The 16,528-nt window shown below is 52.9% G+C and carries 15 protein-coding genes; 9 read left to right on the forward strand and 6 right to left on the reverse strand.

All coding sequences use genetic code 11. The annotated features are described in order from the left end of the window. Positions 1-153: 153 nt before the first annotated feature. The gene (locus QJQ48_RS13190; protein ID WP_346291701.1) at positions 154-465 is read left to right on the forward strand and encodes a hypothetical protein; all 312 of its coding nucleotides are present in this window, start codon (positions 154-156) and stop codon (positions 463-465) included. 235 nt (positions 466-700) lie between these two features. Here the strand turns inward: QJQ48_RS13190 and QJQ48_RS13195 are convergent, their stop codons facing one another. From QJQ48_RS13195 to QJQ48_RS13205, 3 genes are all read right to left on the reverse strand, one after another. Further along, positions 701-2,722 carry a TolC family protein gene (locus QJQ48_RS13195; RefSeq protein ID WP_346291702.1) on the reverse strand — a complete coding sequence of 674 codons (2,022 nt, stop codon included), beginning with the start codon at positions 2,720-2,722 and terminating at the stop codon, positions 701-703. 100 nt (positions 2,723-2,822) lie between these two features. Next, a complete protein-coding gene (locus QJQ48_RS13200) occupies positions 2,823-4,217 on the reverse strand; it encodes a TIGR03279 family radical SAM protein (protein WP_346291703.1) in 1,395 nt (464 codons plus the stop codon). 41 nt (positions 4,218-4,258) lie between these two features. After that, positions 4,259-5,155 carry an undecaprenyl-diphosphate phosphatase gene (locus QJQ48_RS13205; protein ID WP_428843047.1) on the reverse strand — a complete coding sequence of 299 codons (897 nt, stop codon included), beginning with the start codon at positions 5,153-5,155 and terminating at the stop codon, positions 4,259-4,261. 295 nt (positions 5,156-5,450) lie between these two features. Here QJQ48_RS13205 and QJQ48_RS13210 point away from each other — a divergent pair, with 295 nt between their 5' ends. The 4 genes from QJQ48_RS13210 (at position 5,451) to nadB (ending at position 9,851) form a co-directional block, all read left to right on the forward strand. Beyond that, positions 5,451-6,170, forward strand: a complete 720-nt coding sequence (locus QJQ48_RS13210) for a DUF3120 domain-containing protein (RefSeq protein WP_346291704.1) — start codon at positions 5,451-5,453, stop codon at positions 6,168-6,170. 258 nt (positions 6,171-6,428) lie between these two features. Next, positions 6,429-7,445 (forward strand): adenylate/guanylate cyclase domain-containing protein, encoded by a 1,017-nt coding sequence (locus tag QJQ48_RS13215; RefSeq protein ID WP_346291705.1) that lies wholly within the window; start codon positions 6,429-6,431, stop codon positions 7,443-7,445. Between the two features lie 160 nt (positions 7,446-7,605). Then, on the forward strand, positions 7,606-8,058 hold the full coding sequence (gene psbU, locus QJQ48_RS13220) for a photosystem II complex extrinsic protein PsbU (RefSeq protein ID WP_346291706.1): 453 nt from the start codon (positions 7,606-7,608) through the stop codon (positions 8,056-8,058). A 113-nt stretch (positions 8,059-8,171) separates the two neighbouring features. Further along, on the forward strand, positions 8,172-9,851 hold the full coding sequence (nadB, locus tag QJQ48_RS13225; protein ID WP_346291707.1) for an L-aspartate oxidase: 1,680 nt from the start codon (positions 8,172-8,174) through the stop codon (positions 9,849-9,851). Here nadB and QJQ48_RS13230 read toward each other — a convergent pair. The 3 genes from QJQ48_RS13230 to btpA form a co-directional block, all read right to left on the reverse strand. Next, positions 9,848-10,006 carry a hypothetical protein gene (locus QJQ48_RS13230; protein ID WP_346291708.1) on the reverse strand — a complete coding sequence of 53 codons (159 nt, stop codon included), beginning with the start codon at positions 10,004-10,006 and terminating at the stop codon, positions 9,848-9,850. The genes nadB and QJQ48_RS13230 overlap by 4 nt on opposite strands. A gap of 126 nt (positions 10,007-10,132) precedes the next feature. Then, positions 10,133-11,059: a vitamin K epoxide reductase family protein gene (locus QJQ48_RS13235; RefSeq protein WP_346291709.1), complete on the reverse strand. Its 927-nt coding sequence runs from the start codon at positions 11,057-11,059 to the stop codon at positions 10,133-10,135. Between the two features lie 211 nt (positions 11,060-11,270). Then, positions 11,271-12,125: a photosystem I biogenesis protein BtpA gene (gene btpA, locus QJQ48_RS13240; RefSeq protein ID WP_346291710.1), complete on the reverse strand. Its 855-nt coding sequence runs from the start codon at positions 12,123-12,125 to the stop codon at positions 11,271-11,273. 464 nt (positions 12,126-12,589) lie between these two features. Between btpA and rimO the strand changes: the two genes are divergently transcribed. The 4 genes from rimO (at position 12,590) to QJQ48_RS13260 (ending at position 16,432) form a co-directional block, all read left to right on the forward strand. Further along, on the forward strand, positions 12,590-13,906 hold the full coding sequence (gene rimO / locus QJQ48_RS13245; RefSeq protein ID WP_346291711.1) for a 30S ribosomal protein S12 methylthiotransferase RimO: 1,317 nt from the start codon (positions 12,590-12,592) through the stop codon (positions 13,904-13,906). A gap of 50 nt (positions 13,907-13,956) precedes the next feature. Beyond that, on the forward strand, positions 13,957-15,372 hold the full coding sequence (locus QJQ48_RS13250) for a DEAD/DEAH box helicase (protein WP_346291712.1): 1,416 nt from the start codon (positions 13,957-13,959) through the stop codon (positions 15,370-15,372). 274 nt (positions 15,373-15,646) lie between these two features. Beyond that, positions 15,647-15,844, forward strand: a complete 198-nt coding sequence (locus QJQ48_RS13255) for a hypothetical protein (RefSeq protein ID WP_346291713.1) — start codon at positions 15,647-15,649, stop codon at positions 15,842-15,844. A 114-nt stretch (positions 15,845-15,958) separates the two neighbouring features. Then, a complete protein-coding gene (locus tag QJQ48_RS13260; RefSeq protein ID WP_346291714.1) occupies positions 15,959-16,432 on the forward strand; it encodes a Tic20 family protein in 474 nt (157 codons plus the stop codon). Positions 16,433-16,528: the final 96 nt, after the last annotated feature.

The following is a 16,528-nucleotide window of genomic DNA, read 5'->3' on the forward strand; positions in this document are numbered from 1 at the left end:
TTATGTTCTTTCAGCCTCTGCTAAGGGATGTGCTTCAGGGCACATCCCTATCTTTTCTCAGAAATTTATTTCAAAAATAAGAAAAAGTCCGTTGTCCTGTTAAATCAGTCAAGACAGTGGATAATTTCATAGGTTGAAATATTATGCAGCTCTGTGAAGTATTTTTTTCTATCAGACGGCTGGAGAGTCGCAAGAGTTTGGGAGTTCGGCGGTCTGTGGGATGAGCTTGCCTGGCAGCGCCGGCCCCACATTCAACGCTTGGCGCTCTTTATTGAAGAGCAACAAGAAAAATTGTGGCTCTATCAGGTGGAAGAAGCTGTACTAATGGTAGAAGTTAGACCCACTGACGCCAATCATCATCAATCGATTGGACAGGTGGTACTCAAGCGGCTAATCTCAGCAGAACAGGCGATCGCTCGTCTGTGCGATGCAGAAACCCTCGCCAATCTTAAAGATACAGAATAAAGCAGCGATCGCCCCACCTGCTGCCGACCCAGGGTTAAACGGCTGAACCCCAGGTAGTCAGTTCAGCCCCAGAAGCTTCTAAGCCTGAGACCTGGTACGTGTGGGATTATCTCCTGGCGTTGTTCCCCCCTTCCGGCTTTTTGTGTCATTGACCATCGCCGCCCTCTTCGTAGCTAACTTTGAGAGAGTTCCAGGCCGTTTCACGGGCGGTTTAGCGTCTTTCTAAAAGTCGATTCTAAAACAGCTCATCCGGGCTGGCTGATTCCGATAAGTTGGTTACAGCCCGCTCTATAGAAGCCAAAGCCCGGTTGTAGCCCAAAACGGCTGTCACTAAGTTAGCTCTGGCTTCAGTTAGCTCTGACTGCGCACTGAGTACGTCAAGCTGGGTTCCTACCCCAGCGTTAAAGCGTAGCTGAGCTAACTCAAGGGCTTCTTCCGCCTGCTCCACAGCCAGCTCAGCCGTACGAATATTAGACAGATTGGCTTCTAGAGTGAAGTATGCCTGCTCCACCTGAAAGCGAATTAAATTGCGGGTTTCTGAAAAGCGAGTTTCCGCAATTTCAATGTCTCGCTGCCGCTGAGCTGCCTGAGCCACGGCCTGCCCTCCTTCATACAAGTCAATGCTGACTCTTGCTCCCAGGGAGTAGGTATCATCAAAGCCTTCGCCCTCGTCTAGGGTATTACGCAGGTTGTAGTTGGCAAACAAGCTGACCTGAGGCCCTAGCTGAGAGAGGGCAATGCGGCGTTGCTGCTCGCTAATTTCGCGCTGCGCAAGCTGCTGCTCTAGCTCAGCTCGATTGCGAAAGGCTAGAATAATGCTCTCTTCTAGAGACAAAGGCCAGACATTCGCTAGCTCTGGGGGAACCGAGTCAACTTCTAGCACAGGCGGCAGATTGAGTCGTCTAGCTAGCTGACGCTGAGCAATTTCTTTTTGACTGAGCGACTGGATCAAATTTTGGCGAGCATTGGCCGCCTGTACCTCAGCTCGCAGCACATCGAAGCGAGTGCCGACTCCGACTTCCTCCCGTAGCTGAGTATCCTGCAGGTTGCGCTGGGTTTCTTCTAGAAACGAGCGATTAATCCGAATTTGCTCATCAGCTTCTTGCAAGTCGTAGTAGTCAGTAGCAGTATTTAGCCGCAGCTCGGCCCGGCGGCGCTCAACTTCTAGCTGATTAAAGCGCAGTTGTTGTTCTGCTGCACGAATGTTGGCGGCGCGGCGTCCTGACGTGTAGAGATTGTAGTTGACATCTAGGTTGCCACTGACTGTGGTTTGCAGTTCCTCGTCGGTAGAAAATTGACCTCCTCCAATGACCCCACCTGTGGTACCTGTGGAGCCTAAAGAAGTTGTTGTGGCCTGACGCGAGGTGATATCGCCGCTGGCACTCACTGTTGGATAAAGAGCTGCTTGTGCTTCCCGCAGCGCTGCCTGACTTCGCTCTAGCTCTAAAAGGGCGATTTGCAGATCTTCGTTATTTCGGTAAGCCAGTTCAATAGCCTGATCTAGGGTGATTGGCTGGGTGCCAATAATCTCAACCTCGTCGGTTTGAGTGGGATACAGCAGCGGATTGGGATCGGCATAGAGGGCTTCAGGCGCTTCACCCGGCTCGGCTATAGATGGCTCATCCGGTAGCAAATCACCTTCAATTGGCACAATTTCTGGCTCAATCTCGCCGTCGATTGGCTCAGACGGCACAGGCTCAAGCTCTGGAAGATTCTGGGCCACTGTGGGGGCGCTGTGGCTGTCAGGGTCTACAGCCGAAGTCACCGCTGCTGGCGCCGCCTCGTCTGCGTCTACGGTTGTCGTATTTTCGTCAGTTGGGGCTGGTAGAGCCGCTGTTTGGGGAATTGTTGAGAAACTGGAATCGGCGGAGTCTGGCTGAGCTGCCGCCGGAGAAGGTAACTGGTTCGCGGCGATATCAGCTACTGCCGCCGGAGATGAAAACTCAGGTTCACTCTGCGCCATCACTGAGGCGGCTGGTCGCGGCTGTGTTCCCTCTGAGAGCGGCGGTGACTCAGGTAATAGCCTAGAAGCCTCTGGAGTAGATGCCTGATTTTTGCTGGCAGCGATCGCTGCCTTCTCTGTCAGCACAGCATTCGCTGCGGTGGCAGGATTCAGCGGCTCGATCGCTACTGAGTTAGCTCCGGCGGTTGTATGAGTCGTCTCGTCAATTGCCGTAGCTGTACTGGGAGACAGGCTGATCACAGTTCCCACGCTCAAACAGACTGAAGCAACTCGGTAGAGATAAAGTATGCGCATACAAACTTGCTTACAAAATTAGGGATTCTGCCAAAAGCGCTGTATGGAGAGGTGGGCTTAGGCCCAGCCTACAGCAACTCTAGAATACTGGAACCTAGAGCTAACGCTGGGTTAAATCGGCGGTTTCCAGGGAAGCAGGTCGCTCAGATTGAATGCAGGCGCTGATCAAAGCTGGAATATCTTCTACCAGCCAAATTTTGCGGCCTAGCTGCCGCTCCAATTCTGCCACACTCATATCATCTAAGAAGTAGCTATCTGCAGGAAGTTTCTGATCGCCCTGCTTGAGCATCAGCGTCGGCAGCAGCAAGCCATCGCCTAAGTCCCGTTCTGCCAGATTCGCCAGCAAGTCCTGACCGGTTAATAAACCCGTGACGGTGATTGCCTGACCCCAGTAGTCGCTGGCGATCGCCGCTAAATCTACCGTCAGCCCTTCCACCTGGTTTAGCCGATTGACAACAGGGTCAAAGGCCGCCTCTACAGCATTGCCAACCACCCAGGTTAAGTGTCTGCGAGGCTGCACCCTCGGCGGCAGCAGGGTCTGAGCGCAGTCCTCAAACTGTCTGAGAAACTGACGAATCGACCCCACCCCGTTGCCAATTTGGGGATAGTCTTCGTAATGAGATTCTGGGGGTAGGGGCTGCCGCGCAATTAAAAACCATTCATCGGCTAGCCAAGCAAATATAGAGCCAAAGCGCTGCTCGAACTCCTGCTGCAAAGCCTGCACCTGCGCAATCACCTCACGGGCCTTCGCGGTAGACACCGGCACCAGCTCATCGGCGTCAGGCCGAAACCGAGTCAAGCCCACCGGCACCACCGCCACCGAGGCCACAGCTGGAATCTCCCCGGTATGGAAGCGGGCCAAATCTCTCAGGGTGCGCTCTAAATGAACTCCATCATTGATGCCGGGGCACACCACTACCTGAGCATGAATTTGCAGCCGATGTTCCTGAAACCACTGGAGCTGCTGCAAAAGCTGCCCGGCTCGCGGATTTTTGAGTAAGTGGCTGCGGATCGCTGGTTCCGTGGCGTGAACTGAGACATACAGCGGCGAAAGCCGCATTTGGGCAATGCGTTCCCATTCGGCAGGCGGTAAGTTGGTCAGGGTGAGATAGCTGCCGTAGAGAAAGCTGAGGCGATAGTCGTCATCTTTGAGATAAAGGGTCTGTCGCTTGCCGGGCGGCTGCTGGTCAATAAAGCAGAAGGGGCAGCGATTATTGCACTGAATTAGCCCGTCAAACAGGGCCGATTCAAATTCCAGACCTAAAGCCTGATCAAAGTCTTTTTCAATTTCAACCTGGTGCAGCTTACCGGCCGCGTCTAGCACCGCCAACTCCAGTACTTCGTCAGCACAGAGAAACTGATAGTCAATCAGGTCGCGGGGTGACTGACCGTTAATCGAAACCAGGCGATCGCCCGGTTCAAAGCCAATTTCCGCCGCAATTGATCCGGGCAGCACGCGGGTAATGGTCGCTGGCTGAATCGCAGACTTGCTCACAAGAGATACGCAATGACGCCAATCCCATGATGAATCATTTCTCAAATATTCGGCATTCGCCCAGTGGCGATCGCCCACAAGATTGCCAGACCAAAGCCAATGCGGTAGAACACAAACACCCAGGTTGTATGGTCACGCAAAAAGCGAATCAGCCAGTAAATCGCTAGGTAAGAGGAGATGGCTGAAGCAATCACGCCCGCCGCGATCGCCAGTAAGCCCACATCTCCCGCCTCAACTTCTAGCAGATCGGTCGCTTCCACCAGCCCTGAAATTAGAATCGCCGGAATACCCAACAGCAGCGAAAAGCGAGCTGCTGTTGGCCGATCAAGCCCAATGAACAATCCGGCGGTAATCGTAGAGCCAGAACGGGAAACACCCGGAATCAAGGCCAGCGCCTGAGCCAGCCCCACCAGAATGCCGTCCCAGAGGCCAACTGCTTCATAACCCCGCTGCCGTTTGCCAACCGCTTCCGCCAGTCCCAATAGCAGGGCCAAACCGATTGAGGTAATTGCAATGGTCAATGAGCTGCGACCAAAAGCGTCGTACTCTGCCGCAAAAAACAGCTTAACCAACAGGCCCAGCAATACCAGCGGCAGAGTCCCTAGCAGGATCCCCACCCCCATCCGTAAATCACTGCTTTGATAGTCGCCCTTATTGAGCGCCTGCACCGTCCCAACACAGACCTGGCGCACATCTGCCCAAAAATAGCCCAAAATAGCGCCGATGCTGCCCAACTGAACCACCGCCGTAAACGCGATCCCCGGATCGCCCCAGCCCAAAGCCACCGGCACAATCTTGACGTGGGCCGTACTGCTGATGGGCAGAAATTCCGTCAGTCCCTGCACAATACCCACCACAATCGCCTGCCAAAAGTTGAGCTGTCCTAGCTCCTGAGATGGCACTGCCTGCGCCATTGGCAGGCAATCAAGGCCAGACATCAATTCAAGGAATAGCTGATCCATAAATAACTGGCAACTGCTAATAAAGGGCCATCTGTCAAAATGTCATCGACATTATCGCAAACTGACTGAACCGCGTCGCTGCCGCTGCTTCTATGTTTGCCAGATAAATAAAAGTTTTTGAACTTCTAGCAAAGTAACCGGATGAGATAAGCCGCCAGCCTGTAGCTGAATCTGAAAAATTAAACTATGATTATGAACGCTTCCGTATCCCCCCCCAGGGGATAAAAGTGTGTTATTGTTAAAAATAGTTAATTTTTTCTCAGGAAAGCTTTTGTCTTACTACAGCACTTCAACGTCTTATCGCCCGCTGACGACAGCCTCCCCTTTCCTGCAGCGGCTCATCAAAATTCCGCAGCGCTGGCAGGTTTTGGCAGCGGCGATATTTTTAGTTGTAGTGCCGGTTTTCTTTCAGGCACCGTTGGTGCGATCGCTGCCCTGGCTGAGCCTGCTGCTTTCTGGCGGCTGGTTCTTTGCCGGGTTGAGCTTAGCGATGAGCAAGCTGTCTTACGCTAGGCCGTGGGGTGATTTGCTGGTCGGTTTCACCTGGACTTGGCTAGCAGGATCTATTTATTGGGGCTGGTTTCGCTGGGAACCCCTAATTCATTTACCCATTGAAGCGATTGGCCTGCCCATTGTCATTGCTTGTTTGCTGGCTGGACGCGGCTTGGTTGGCAGCTATTTTTATTTGGGATCTCTCTTCGGCACAGCGCTGACAGATCTTTATTTTTATTGGACTAATTTAATTCCCTATTGGCGTCAGCTCATGCAGCTACCCTCCGATCAGGCGGCTGACATTCTGCATAGGGCGCTGGTACAGCTGCAGAGCAGTGGTGGACTCGGCCATGCCTTACTGCTTTTGTGTGTGCTGGTTGTTTGTGGCTGTCTGCCTTTAGCCACCAGCCGCAGTATTCACTGGTGGGCCTTTGGCGGCGCTGTCTTCAGCACTATTATTGTGGATAGCCTATTTTTGCTGGTAGCCGCGATCGCATAGGTCTGCTGTCGTTTGTCCTGTGGGGCTTTGCTTCATGCAGGCTAAATGCGAAAGGATGATGAAGAAGACTGCTCAGCAACTTTGAAAAGGCTCAGGATTCGATTAGATTTAAGCTAGCAATAATGCTCAGTAACTTTCACAAGTTTCTTTGGCATAATAGGTGCAGAAATTCAATGCTTAAGAGAGTATGATTGCCCTAGCTTTCATTAAAGGATGTGAGAGTGCATTATCGATCTAAGTAGCCCTCTCCAGCAGTCGATGAATAGTTCCAAGCCCGTGGTGACTACACAACCTGGTCCTTATCTGGTGTTACAAACCGAGTCAGGTAGTCGTCACCTGTCTTTGATTGGTAGTAACTGTTGGACGATTGGCCGCAGCGATGACAATAACTTTGTGCTCCCCGATCGCTGGATTTCTCGTAACCATGCCATGCTGCAGTGCATGGAAACAGGAGAGTTCTACCTGATCGATTTAGGCAGCCGGAATGGGTCTTTCGTCAATGGGCGACGAGTCAGCGTCCCTGTGACTCTACACAACGGGGATTCGCTAACTTTCGGCCAAACCGAGCTAAAATTTTTCTGTCCTGCCGTAGAACCCCAGCCGACTTCTGGCATCAATAGCTTAGACTCTCAAGACTTCACGGCTACAGCCACGCTGCACGTTCGCCGCCTGATCTCAGTTATGGTCGTAGACATCCGTGACTTTACGATCATGACGCGGCAGCTTGACGAAAAAGTGCTTTCAGAAGTGATTGGCACCTGGTTTCGCTGTGCGGGGGAAATTATCGGCGAGTACGGTAGCTGGGTAGATAAATACATTGGTGATGCGGTCATGGCCGTTTGGATTCATGGCACTCAGGGCGTTGATTCAGAAGAAATGCTGCAAATTGCCCGTGCTATTAGCGCCCTCCATAAAATGACTAGCCATCTGCATGAGCGCTATCCGCTCCCTTTTCCCATTCGAATTGGGGCAGGTTTAAACACGGGTTATGCAATGGTGGGCAATACGGGAACGGGTGACCGCCCTGACTATACGGCGCTAGGCGATACGGTCAATGCCGCTTTTCGGTTTGAATCTTCCACTAAGCAGCTAGGTCTTGACATTGCTTTGGGAGAAACAACCTACGAATACCTCTCTGGCAGCAGCGCCAACGAACAGGTTTTTAAGCGCTACACGGTCAGCATGAAGGGATACGACGATCCGATTCAAACCCATGCTGGGACGTTCTCCGATTTAGATAGATTCTTGAAGCTGCACAGTCAGGCTCTCTCATAAGAACTGTCAATAGCTGCGCTCGGCTGGTTCTGTTGCAGACAGGCTCGCAGCTCCTGTTTTAATCGAATTTAATCGAAGCCCATCTGTGACAGCGAAAATGGTAGTCTCTAATAGATGCTGTGTATAAATCTTCGTTTAATTTGACGAGAGGAATGGGTTGATGAAACGACTATTAGGCGTGCTGATGGCACTGGGTATTTTAGTAAGCGGCTGGATGGGCTTGGGCACAACCCAAGCGGCTTTGGCTGCTGAGTTTAATGCGACAGTTTCTGCTCCAGCACCGCTGTTAGCTCAAATCTTTCGAGATGCCGTTAAGGGCAATCCGCGCAATGCAGTAGACGATAAGCTGCGGACTGAATATGGCTCCAAAATCGATCTTAATAATGCCAATATCACTGCATTTACTAAGTATCCGGGCCTGTATCCCACAATTGCCCGCAAAATTTTAGCCAATTCGCCTTTTGATACGGTTGAAGACGTGCTGGATATGCCGGGACTTAGCGATCGCGAAATTGATCGGCTTAAAGCTAACCTAGACAACTTCACCGTGACGCCCCCAGATCCGGCTCTAGTGGAAGGTGCCGATCGCTTCAATAACGGCGTTTACAAGTAACAGAGCCGCCGTCTAAACTGATTCGTCTCTAAAATCTCCAGCCAGAACGCTCTTTATGGAGTAGGTTAAATCAAAGGCAGCCATGCCATCTGACCTACCCTGAGGAGCGTTTCTTGTCTTACGATTCTGCTAATTCGTTATGTATAGATGAGTTTGATGTGCTGGTCGTTGGTGGTGGGGCCGCGGGACTCTATGCATCGCTGTGTCTGCCAGCCCACTACAAGGTCGGCTTGATTACCAAAGATACGTTGTCCCTGTCGGCTAGTGATTGGGCGCAGGGAGGCATTGCTGCCGCGATCGCTCCCGAGGATTCGCCTACGCTTCATGTTCAAGATACGCTGCGAGCAGGCGCTGGACTGTGCGATCTAGCCGCGGTCAATTTGCTAGTGGCCGAAGCGGCTGACTGTATTCAGGCACTCCTGCAGATGGGGGTCGCCTTTGATATGAAAGAGGGTCGGCCAGCGCTGACCTTAGAGGCAGCCCATTCCCGGCACCGCGTCCTCCACGCTGCCGACACTACAGGCCGGGCTGTAGTCTCGACGCTGACTGAGCAGGTGATTAAGCGGCCTAACATTCAAATTTTTTCAGAAACTTTTGTCTTAGACCTGTGGACTGAAAGCGGTACATGCCGGGGCGTCAGCGTTTTGCTGCAGGACCAGGTGTGCTGGATTGCCGCCCGGGCTGTGGTCTTAGCAACCGGGGGCGGCGGCCAGGTATTTGCCCAAACCACTAATCCCTCAGCCAGTACCGGCGATGGCGTAGCAATGGCGTGGCGGGCGGCGGCGCTGCTGCGGGATCTGGAGTTTGTCCAGTTTCATCCGACGGCGCTGACCAAAGCCGGAGCACCTCGATTCCTGATCAGCGAAGCCGTACGAGGAGAAGGGGCGCATTTAGTCGATAAAACAGGTCATCGCTTTGCTTTTGACTATCATCCCAAAGGGGAACTAGCCCCGCGCGACGTGGTCAGTCGCGCCATTTTTAGTCATCTGCAGCAAACCGAAGCGCAGCCAGCAGAAGCAGTGGTTTGGCTAGATCTACGACCGATTGAGGCTGAGCGTATTCGCCATCGTTTTCCCAACATCATTCAGGTCTGCCAGCACTGGGATATCAACGTGTTTGAGCAGCCAGTTCCGGTTTCCCCAGCGGCCCACTACTGGATGGGGGGCATCTTTACTCACCTGGATAGCCGCACGACTTTGACTGGTCTCTATGCGGTGGGAGAAAATGCCAGCACGGGGGTTCACGGGGCCAATCGCCTTGCCAGTAACTCTTTACTGGAATGCCTTGTCTTTGGGGCGCAGCTCCGAAACCTCCAGCTACCAAGCCAGCTAGGCGATCGCCCCCAGCCCAGCTATCAAAAATTGCCTCAGCATTTTCAGGCCCAGGCCGAACAGCTACAGCACTGGCGTCAGGCTCTGCCCGCCCTCATTTGGCAAAGCGCCGGAATTTCGCGCGAGCAGGAAACCCTAGCGGCGGCGATCGCCCAGGTGCAAGACTGGCGCCAGCAGCTTATCCATTCCGAGCTAAGTCACTTCATGGCCCAGCTCCAGCCGGGCGAGGGCCTCAAGCTCTCAGCCGAAGCGGGGCAGCTTTTGCGGCAGTGGGGCGAACTGCGTAATCTGCTAGATATTGCCTGGCTAATTCTGCGCAGCGCCGCTTTTCGGACTGAAAGCCGGGGCGGTCACTATCGCTGTGACTTTCCGCAGGCAGCCCCAGACTGGCAAGCACATACGCTGGTTCAAGGCGATCGCTATTGGCGCTCTGAGCCGATAGCGCCTGATTTACCGGCTTAGGGCAAAGGCCACTCCAGAGTCTGTAGGTCTGACGTCAGCGGCTCGCCTAGCTCAAAAAAGTCAGTCTGTAGATAGCTAGAAAGAAAGTAGAAGATGGCAGTAAAGGCGATCGCATGAAGGATGGTTGTAAAGCGCAGGCTGTGAAGTTTTGCCATGAAAGCTGCCGCTAGAGGAATCTCCCCCAGTTATGCCTCAGATGGAAAAGCATTCCCGTGATCAGCCAGAAAGTTTAGCGTAATCAAGATCACAGCCACGCAGATATCAGTCACAGCCTAGAACCGCTATCTCTGGTTTCTGAAGTCCCGAGGGCCTTCATAGCCGGAGGCATCGGCCAGCGTTTCTAGACTCTGAGTACCCGAATAGAACTCACCGTTGATTTCCCAGGTGGGAAATCCTTGGATCTGCGAAACTGACTGGCAAAGATCAGTTTGGGGATTCACCCCTTGGGGATCGCACTCAACATAGGGAATTTCTGCGGCTGCCTCTTTACCAAAGAGCTGCTTTTGGTCGTGACAGTGCGGGCACCACCAGGCACCGTATTTCTTGGCTCCAATCGCCGTCAGGTGACGGGCTAAGCCTAGCTCTGCCTCGCCAGAAGTGGTGGTGACAGCGGGGCCTGCTTCTCCGGCTGCAGAAGCCGTAGTGCCGCCACCGTTGACGGGTGCATAAACTCCCAGGGTTCCGACCAAGGCCACTACCGCCACAATTAGCCCGGTAAACATGAGCTGCCCGGTATCTTCCCAGCGGTGCCCCAACAGCGTCAGTCCTAGCATCAAAACCGTAAATACGGCAGAGGTGAGGCAGTACAGACACAAGGCTTTAATTTCAAAGGCCAGCAGGTACATCAGGTAGCCGCTGAAAATTACCATGCCGACAGCACCGACAAAAAGCAAGAAGCGAGTCCAGTCATGGACTTTTTGCCGGAGTTCCTTATTCGACTCTGGATTGATGACCAAAGGCGCGATCGCCAGAATCGCCATGCTCAAGTAGGCGGCAAAGCCAAAAAGCGTCAGCGGCAGGCCGAAAATCTCTGCGTAGGGACTAGAGAGAACGCGATCGCAGCCTGCGGTCGGGCAGGCTGCCTCGCCGCCCATAAATTTAACGACGGTTAAATAGGCTGTTCCCGTAGCGCCAATCGCGGCGATCGTAGCGATTAGGGGTCTAGCCCAGCGGTGTATCCAGCGATCTTCCTGACGGCGGCGTCTCATATCAAAATCACCTAAAAAATTTAGCGTCCTATCCGATAAATTTCAGTCTGAAACGGCGGCAGCGGCTTGAATCTGCGGGAGCAAATTCAATTGAACCCTGAGCCATCAAAGTAGCACTCTATATTGACTGTTTCTATTCTGCCTTAACCAGTTTAGGCCGGAAAAATAGGGTTTTGCCAGTTCTCCAAAGATTAGCAAACTCTCCCACCTGCTAAAGCTCAGAACCAATTGGCACAGCCGATAGCGTATTCGTCTCCTGCTTCATGGCAATGCTGCGGTGAGTAGCTTCCACAAACTGACTCACCCGAATTGGATCGATCGGCTGATCAATTTTGCCGTGGCGCTTCAGAGAACTCGAAACAATCACGCCGTCTGCGGCCTGCATCAGCTTGGGAATATTCTCCCAGTCAGCCCCGCTGCCAATCAGGACGGGCGTATCACCCGCCGCCGCTTTAGCGAGTTCTAAGTCTTCGAGGCTGGGCGGACTGCCCGTGGCCCAGCCCGATAAAATTACGCCATCGGCTAGCCCTCGCTCAATCGTTTCTTGCACAGCCGTGGTCAAATTTGGCGACCCCAGTGGCCGGGCATGTTTTACGAGAACGTCAGCTAAAATCTTGACATCGCTCCCCAGCTCTCGCCGGTAGCGCATGATCTGATGGGCCTGTCCTTCGATCAGTCCCTGGTCGGTGGCCATTACCCCGGTCAAAACATTGACCCGAATAAAGGCTGCTTCAACACAGGTAGCGATCGCCAGCGCGCTGCGGGCATCGTTGCGCAGCACGTTGATTCCCACAGGTAGGGCCACAATTTGCATCAGCCGTTGCACAATCAGGCTCATGGCGCTGACAATGGCGGGATCAACCTGCTCTTTTGTAAAAGGAGCATCAAAGAAATTCTCGATGACTAAGCCATCAACCCCGCCGGAGGCCAGAGCAGTTGCCTCCTGCTCAGCGCGAGCAATGACGGTCTGCAAATTTCCCTGCCAGCGCGCCGAGGTTGGCAGCGGCAAAAGGTGAACGACGCCAATGATTGGGTTGGGAGTATAAAAAATCTGGTTTAAGTCCACTGGTGTCTTCAAATTTCGGACTTGGCACTGAATCTTAATGACATAAACAAAGAAGAAGGGCAAAAAGCGCCTTTTTCTCTCAATCTCAATTTACCTTAACAACGGTAGACTCTAATTTCTGCAACTGCTCAATCCCCAGAAGCTTTCGTTTGGCCGCCCAGTAGTCAACAAATTCAGTTCACTCGCGCCGCGATAATGTTTAGATATGTTATGATGAAGCACCAAGGCTGGATAGTCTTGCCTTCTATGCTTGTGAAGCAGTTTTAACTGGCTTCGAGGCAGCTTAAGGCGCCGGCAAACACTGCCGCATTTTATAAATAGAGTGTTGAACCAAAGGGTATCAAACACTTCTGCAAGGCGCTATCCGCTTCTGAGTCTCAAACTCGGCCAAGATTTTGTTTCAGATATTGGCTGATTTGGGGCAGCGCTGGGATCAAGAATTCGATTATTGTATTGGTTCTTTTATGGGTCATAAGCCGACGATTGCGGTTGCTCACTTGGGCTGTGAGAAAAATCGAGTGGATACTGAACATATGCTAGGTCTGCTAGTGAAAGCGGGCTACGGCGTCGATACAAGTGAGGAGCTAGCCGACTACGTTATTGTCAATACCTGCAGCTTTATTGAATCCGCCCGCGAAGAGTCCGTGCGGACTTTAGTAGAGCTAGCTGAAGCCGATAAAAAAGTAGTGATTACGGGCTGTTTGGCTCAGCATTTCAAGGATGATCTGCTAGAGGAACTGCCGGAAGCCGTGGCCCTCGTGGGCACAGGCGACTACCACCGTATCGTGGAAGTGATTGAGCGGGCCGAAGCTGGAGAGCGGGTCAAAGTTGTTTCGGCAGAACCCACCTACATTGCTGACGAAACCGTACCCCGCTATCGCACGACCTCAGAGGGCGTGGCCTACGTGCGCGTGGCTGAGGGCTGTAACTATCGCTGCGCTTTTTGCATCATTCCTCATCTGCGCGGGGATCAGCGATCGCGTCCGATTGAGTCTATCGTGGCTGAAGCTGAGCAGCTAGCGGCAGAAGGGGTTCAGGAAATTGTTCTGATCTCCCAAATCACGACTAATTATGGGGCCGACATCTACGGAGAGTCAAAGCTAGCTGAGCTGCTGCGGGCATTGGGCAAAGTGGACGTACCTTGGATTCGGATGCACTATGCCTATCCCACGGGGCTGACTCCGGCGGTGATTGCCGCTATTCAGGAAACGCCCAACGTCCTCCCCTATTTAGACCTGCCGCTGCAGCACTCTCATCCAGACATGCTGCGGGCAATGAATCGTCCCTGGCAGGGACGGGTGAATGACACCCTGATTGAGCGACTGAAAACGGCCCTGCCCAACGCGGTGATGCGGACGACTTTCATCGTTGGCTTTCCGGGAGAAACTGAGGCCCATTTTCAGCACCTGCTGCAGTTTGTAGAGCGGCATCAGTTTGACCATGTGGGTGTGTTTACCTTTTCACCAGAAGCGGGGACGCCTGCCTACAGTTTGCCCAACCAGATCCCCCAGGCGGTGATGGATGAGCGTCGTCAGCGACTGATGCTGGCTCAGCAAGAAGTTTCATTTCGGCGCAATCAGGCCGAAATTGGCAAAGTTGTCGATGTTCTCATTGAGCAAGAAAATCCCGCAACGGGTGAGCTAATCGGGCGATCGGCTCGTTTTGCTCCTGATGTGGACGGTCTAGTTTATGTCAAAGGCGCAGCGGCATTAGGGCAGCTAACGTCTGTGGCAATTCAAGCAGCGGATACCTACGACTTGTTTGGCTCTGTCGTCCCCTAACTCAAACGCTTTTGTCCTCAAAAATTATTACCGATTCACAAGGAGATTCAATGACCCTTTCTTTTACAAGCCTCGGCCTATCTGAGACGCAAGTTAACAAACTTGAAAAGATCGGCTTTACGACCCCGACGCCGATTCAAGCTCAGGCTATTCCCCATCTGCTAGCAGGCCGGGACGTTGTGGGTCAGGCCCATACCGGTACGGGTAAGACCGCTGCGTTTTCGCTGCCTATTCTAGAGCAGGTTGATCCCAAAAATTCAGCGGTTCAGGCTCTGATTTTGACGCCCACGCGCGAGCTAGCCGTTCAGGTCTGTCAGGCTATTCGCAACTTCAGCGAAGATCGACGGGTCTACACTTTGGCAATCTATGGCGGTCAGTCTATCGATCGCCAAATTTCCCGTCTGCGCAAAGGCTGCCAGATTGTCGTGGGTACCCCAGGGCGGGTTTTAGACCTGCTGCAGCGGGGATCGCTGCAGCTTAACCAGCTTAACTGGCTAGTACTGGATGAAGCCGACGAAATGCTCAACATGGGCTTTATTCAAGACGTTGAGAAAATTTTGAACCAGGCGCCTTCGGAGCGCCAAACCGCCTTTTTCTCCGCCACGATGGAGACTGCCGTACGGGAACTGGCCGCTAAGTTTCTGCGATCGCCCATCACCGTCACCGTTGAGCAGCCCAAAGCAGCTCCTACTCGGATCAATCAGGTCGCCTATGTGCTGCCCCGTGGCTGGAACAAGTCCCGCGCCCTGCGTCCCATTTTAGAGATGGAAGATCCCGATTCTGCCATTATTTTCGTACGCACCCGGCGCACCGCAGCCGAGCTGACCCGCCAGCTTCAGGCGGCAGGCCATAGCGTCGATGAATATCACGGCGATCTCACTCAGTCCCAGCGGGAGCGGCTACTGCTGCGGTTCCGACAGCGCCAGGTTCGCTGGGTCGTTGCCACCGACATTGCGGCACGAGGGCTGCACGTAGACGATTTGACCCACGTAATCAACTACGAACTGCCTGATAGCCCTGAAAACTATGTTCACCGGATTGGCCGTACCGGGCGAGCAGGCAAAGAAGGCGTTGCGATCTCTTTAGTACATCCGCTAGAGAAGTACAAGCTGCGCCAAATTGAGCGGCACGTTCGCCAAAAACTAAGCTTCGGTAAGATTCCTACCCGAGCGGAGATTGCTGCTCGCCATTTAGAAAAGCTGCAAACTCAGGTACAAGAAGCCATCACCGGAGAGCGGATGGCCTCCTTCTTGCCCATCGTTTCTCAGCTCAACGAGAGCTACGATCTGCGCACTATTGCCGCCGCCGCGTTGCAAATGGCCTACGACCAGACCCGTCCGGCTTGGATGCGGGTAGATGCTCAGCCAGAGCACCAGGAAGAATCTAGCAGTCCGGCTGCTCCCATTCGGAAAGGCTCAAGTCGGCCTACCCGAAAGCAGGCGTCAGCTTCTCGTCAAAAAGACTAAGCCTCTATTGGCCCTAGGATCGGCAGCAAGATAGACCTCAAAAAACGAAGGCAGGAAGAGGCGGCGATGCTTCATAGGCGAGCAGTTTCCGCCTCCAAACCTTACTGGATGGACGAGGGCACACGAGAACGGCTTCATCCCGGCTGGTCAAACTCCGGCGACAAGTTGAGGCAGGAGTTAAGCTGTGTATGCTCTACTACAACACCACCTAAGGGGTGATTTACAATTGGATTAGAGCATAATCCTGCCTGTAAGTGACTTGGGGGTGTCGCGTATGTTGGTTATTGTGATGGATGACCAGCTCCTGCTTCCTCAGAAAGTGTGTCAGAGCTGTTTAATGGCCGATCAGATGGGGCAGCCTCGCTGGCGGCAGGGACGGTTACGCTGTGGGCGTTTGGTAGAGAGGCTTTCTGAAGCTCAGCCCGAACAGTACGAGTGCCAGATGGGATTCCGCGTCGCTAATATCGAGTAGCTCAGTATCACAGTTGTCTGCTGATTCTAACAACTGGGCGATGTTCGCCTCGCGGCGGATTGCCTATAATCGAGTTACCCAAAAGTTAAACTTTATTAAGGAGCCACTAACTCTATGAGCTGGCGTGGAACGGCAACCGTCTCAGACAGAATTTTTGCAGCTTTACCCTACCTGCTGCCGCTTATTTACGGTATTGGTTTTGGAGTATTCATCTTCCGAGACTTTCCCATTGTGCAACTGCTGCTAGTGCCGCTGACTCCCTTCTTGGCAGTCTACAGTTTTCCGTTCGCAGGCATTATTATCTTTTTCTTGCTGTTCTTCTTAGTGGTGAGAAACCCGAATATCAGTCACTTTATTCGTTTCAACACGATGCAGGCCATTCTGTTGGATATTATTCTGTTTGTCTGTCAGTTAGTCTTCGGTCTGCTGTCAGGTTCTCTGGGTGAAGGACTGCTAGTGCAGACTCTGTCGAACGTGATTTTCTTGGGCATGATCGCGGCAGTGGTTTATTCTGTAGCCCAGTCCTTGATGGGTCGCTATGCAGAAATTCCCACCCTCTCTGAAGCGGTGCACATGCAGGTGCGATAGCTTTAGCCACAGTCAAAGTTTCTCAAATTGACTTTTGACGATGATATTAATAGGTTTTGCCTATTCCTCGCCTCATCTAGGGTGAGGAATTGTTTT

Origin of the sequence: Sphaerothrix gracilis Ecp01 (genome assembly GCF_030405905.1) — a bacterium.
In the GTDB taxonomy this organism is placed as follows: Bacteria; Cyanobacteriota; Cyanobacteriia; order Phormidesmidales; family Phormidesmidaceae; genus Sphaerothrix; species Sphaerothrix gracilis.

Coding starts and splice junctions, on each gene's coding strand:
- QJQ48_RS13235 (WP_346291709.1), bottom strand. CDS start 11,059: ATGAGACGCCGCCGTCAGGAAGATCGCTGGATACACCGCTGGGCTAGA.
- QJQ48_RS13260 (WP_346291714.1), top strand. CDS start 15,959: ATGAGCTGGCGTGGAACGGCAACCGTCTCAGACAGAATTTTTGCAGCT.
- QJQ48_RS13255 (WP_346291713.1), top strand. CDS start 15,647: ATGTTGGTTATTGTGATGGATGACCAGCTCCTGCTTCCTCAGAAAGTG.
- psbU (WP_346291706.1), top strand. CDS start 7,606: ATGAAACGACTATTAGGCGTGCTGATGGCACTGGGTATTTTAGTAAGC.
- QJQ48_RS13195 (WP_346291702.1), bottom strand. CDS start 2,722: ATGCGCATACTTTATCTCTACCGAGTTGCTTCAGTCTGTTTGAGCGTG.
- rimO (WP_346291711.1), top strand. CDS start 12,590: ATGGGTCATAAGCCGACGATTGCGGTTGCTCACTTGGGCTGTGAGAAA.
- QJQ48_RS13205 (WP_428843047.1), bottom strand. CDS start 5,155: ATGTCTGGCCTTGATTGCCTGCCAATGGCGCAGGCAGTGCCATCTCAG.
- QJQ48_RS13230 (WP_346291708.1), bottom strand. CDS start 10,006: ATGGCAAAACTTCACAGCCTGCGCTTTACAACCATCCTTCATGCGATC.
- QJQ48_RS13215 (WP_346291705.1), top strand. CDS start 6,429: ATGAATAGTTCCAAGCCCGTGGTGACTACACAACCTGGTCCTTATCTG.
- QJQ48_RS13250 (WP_346291712.1), top strand. CDS start 13,957: ATGACCCTTTCTTTTACAAGCCTCGGCCTATCTGAGACGCAAGTTAAC.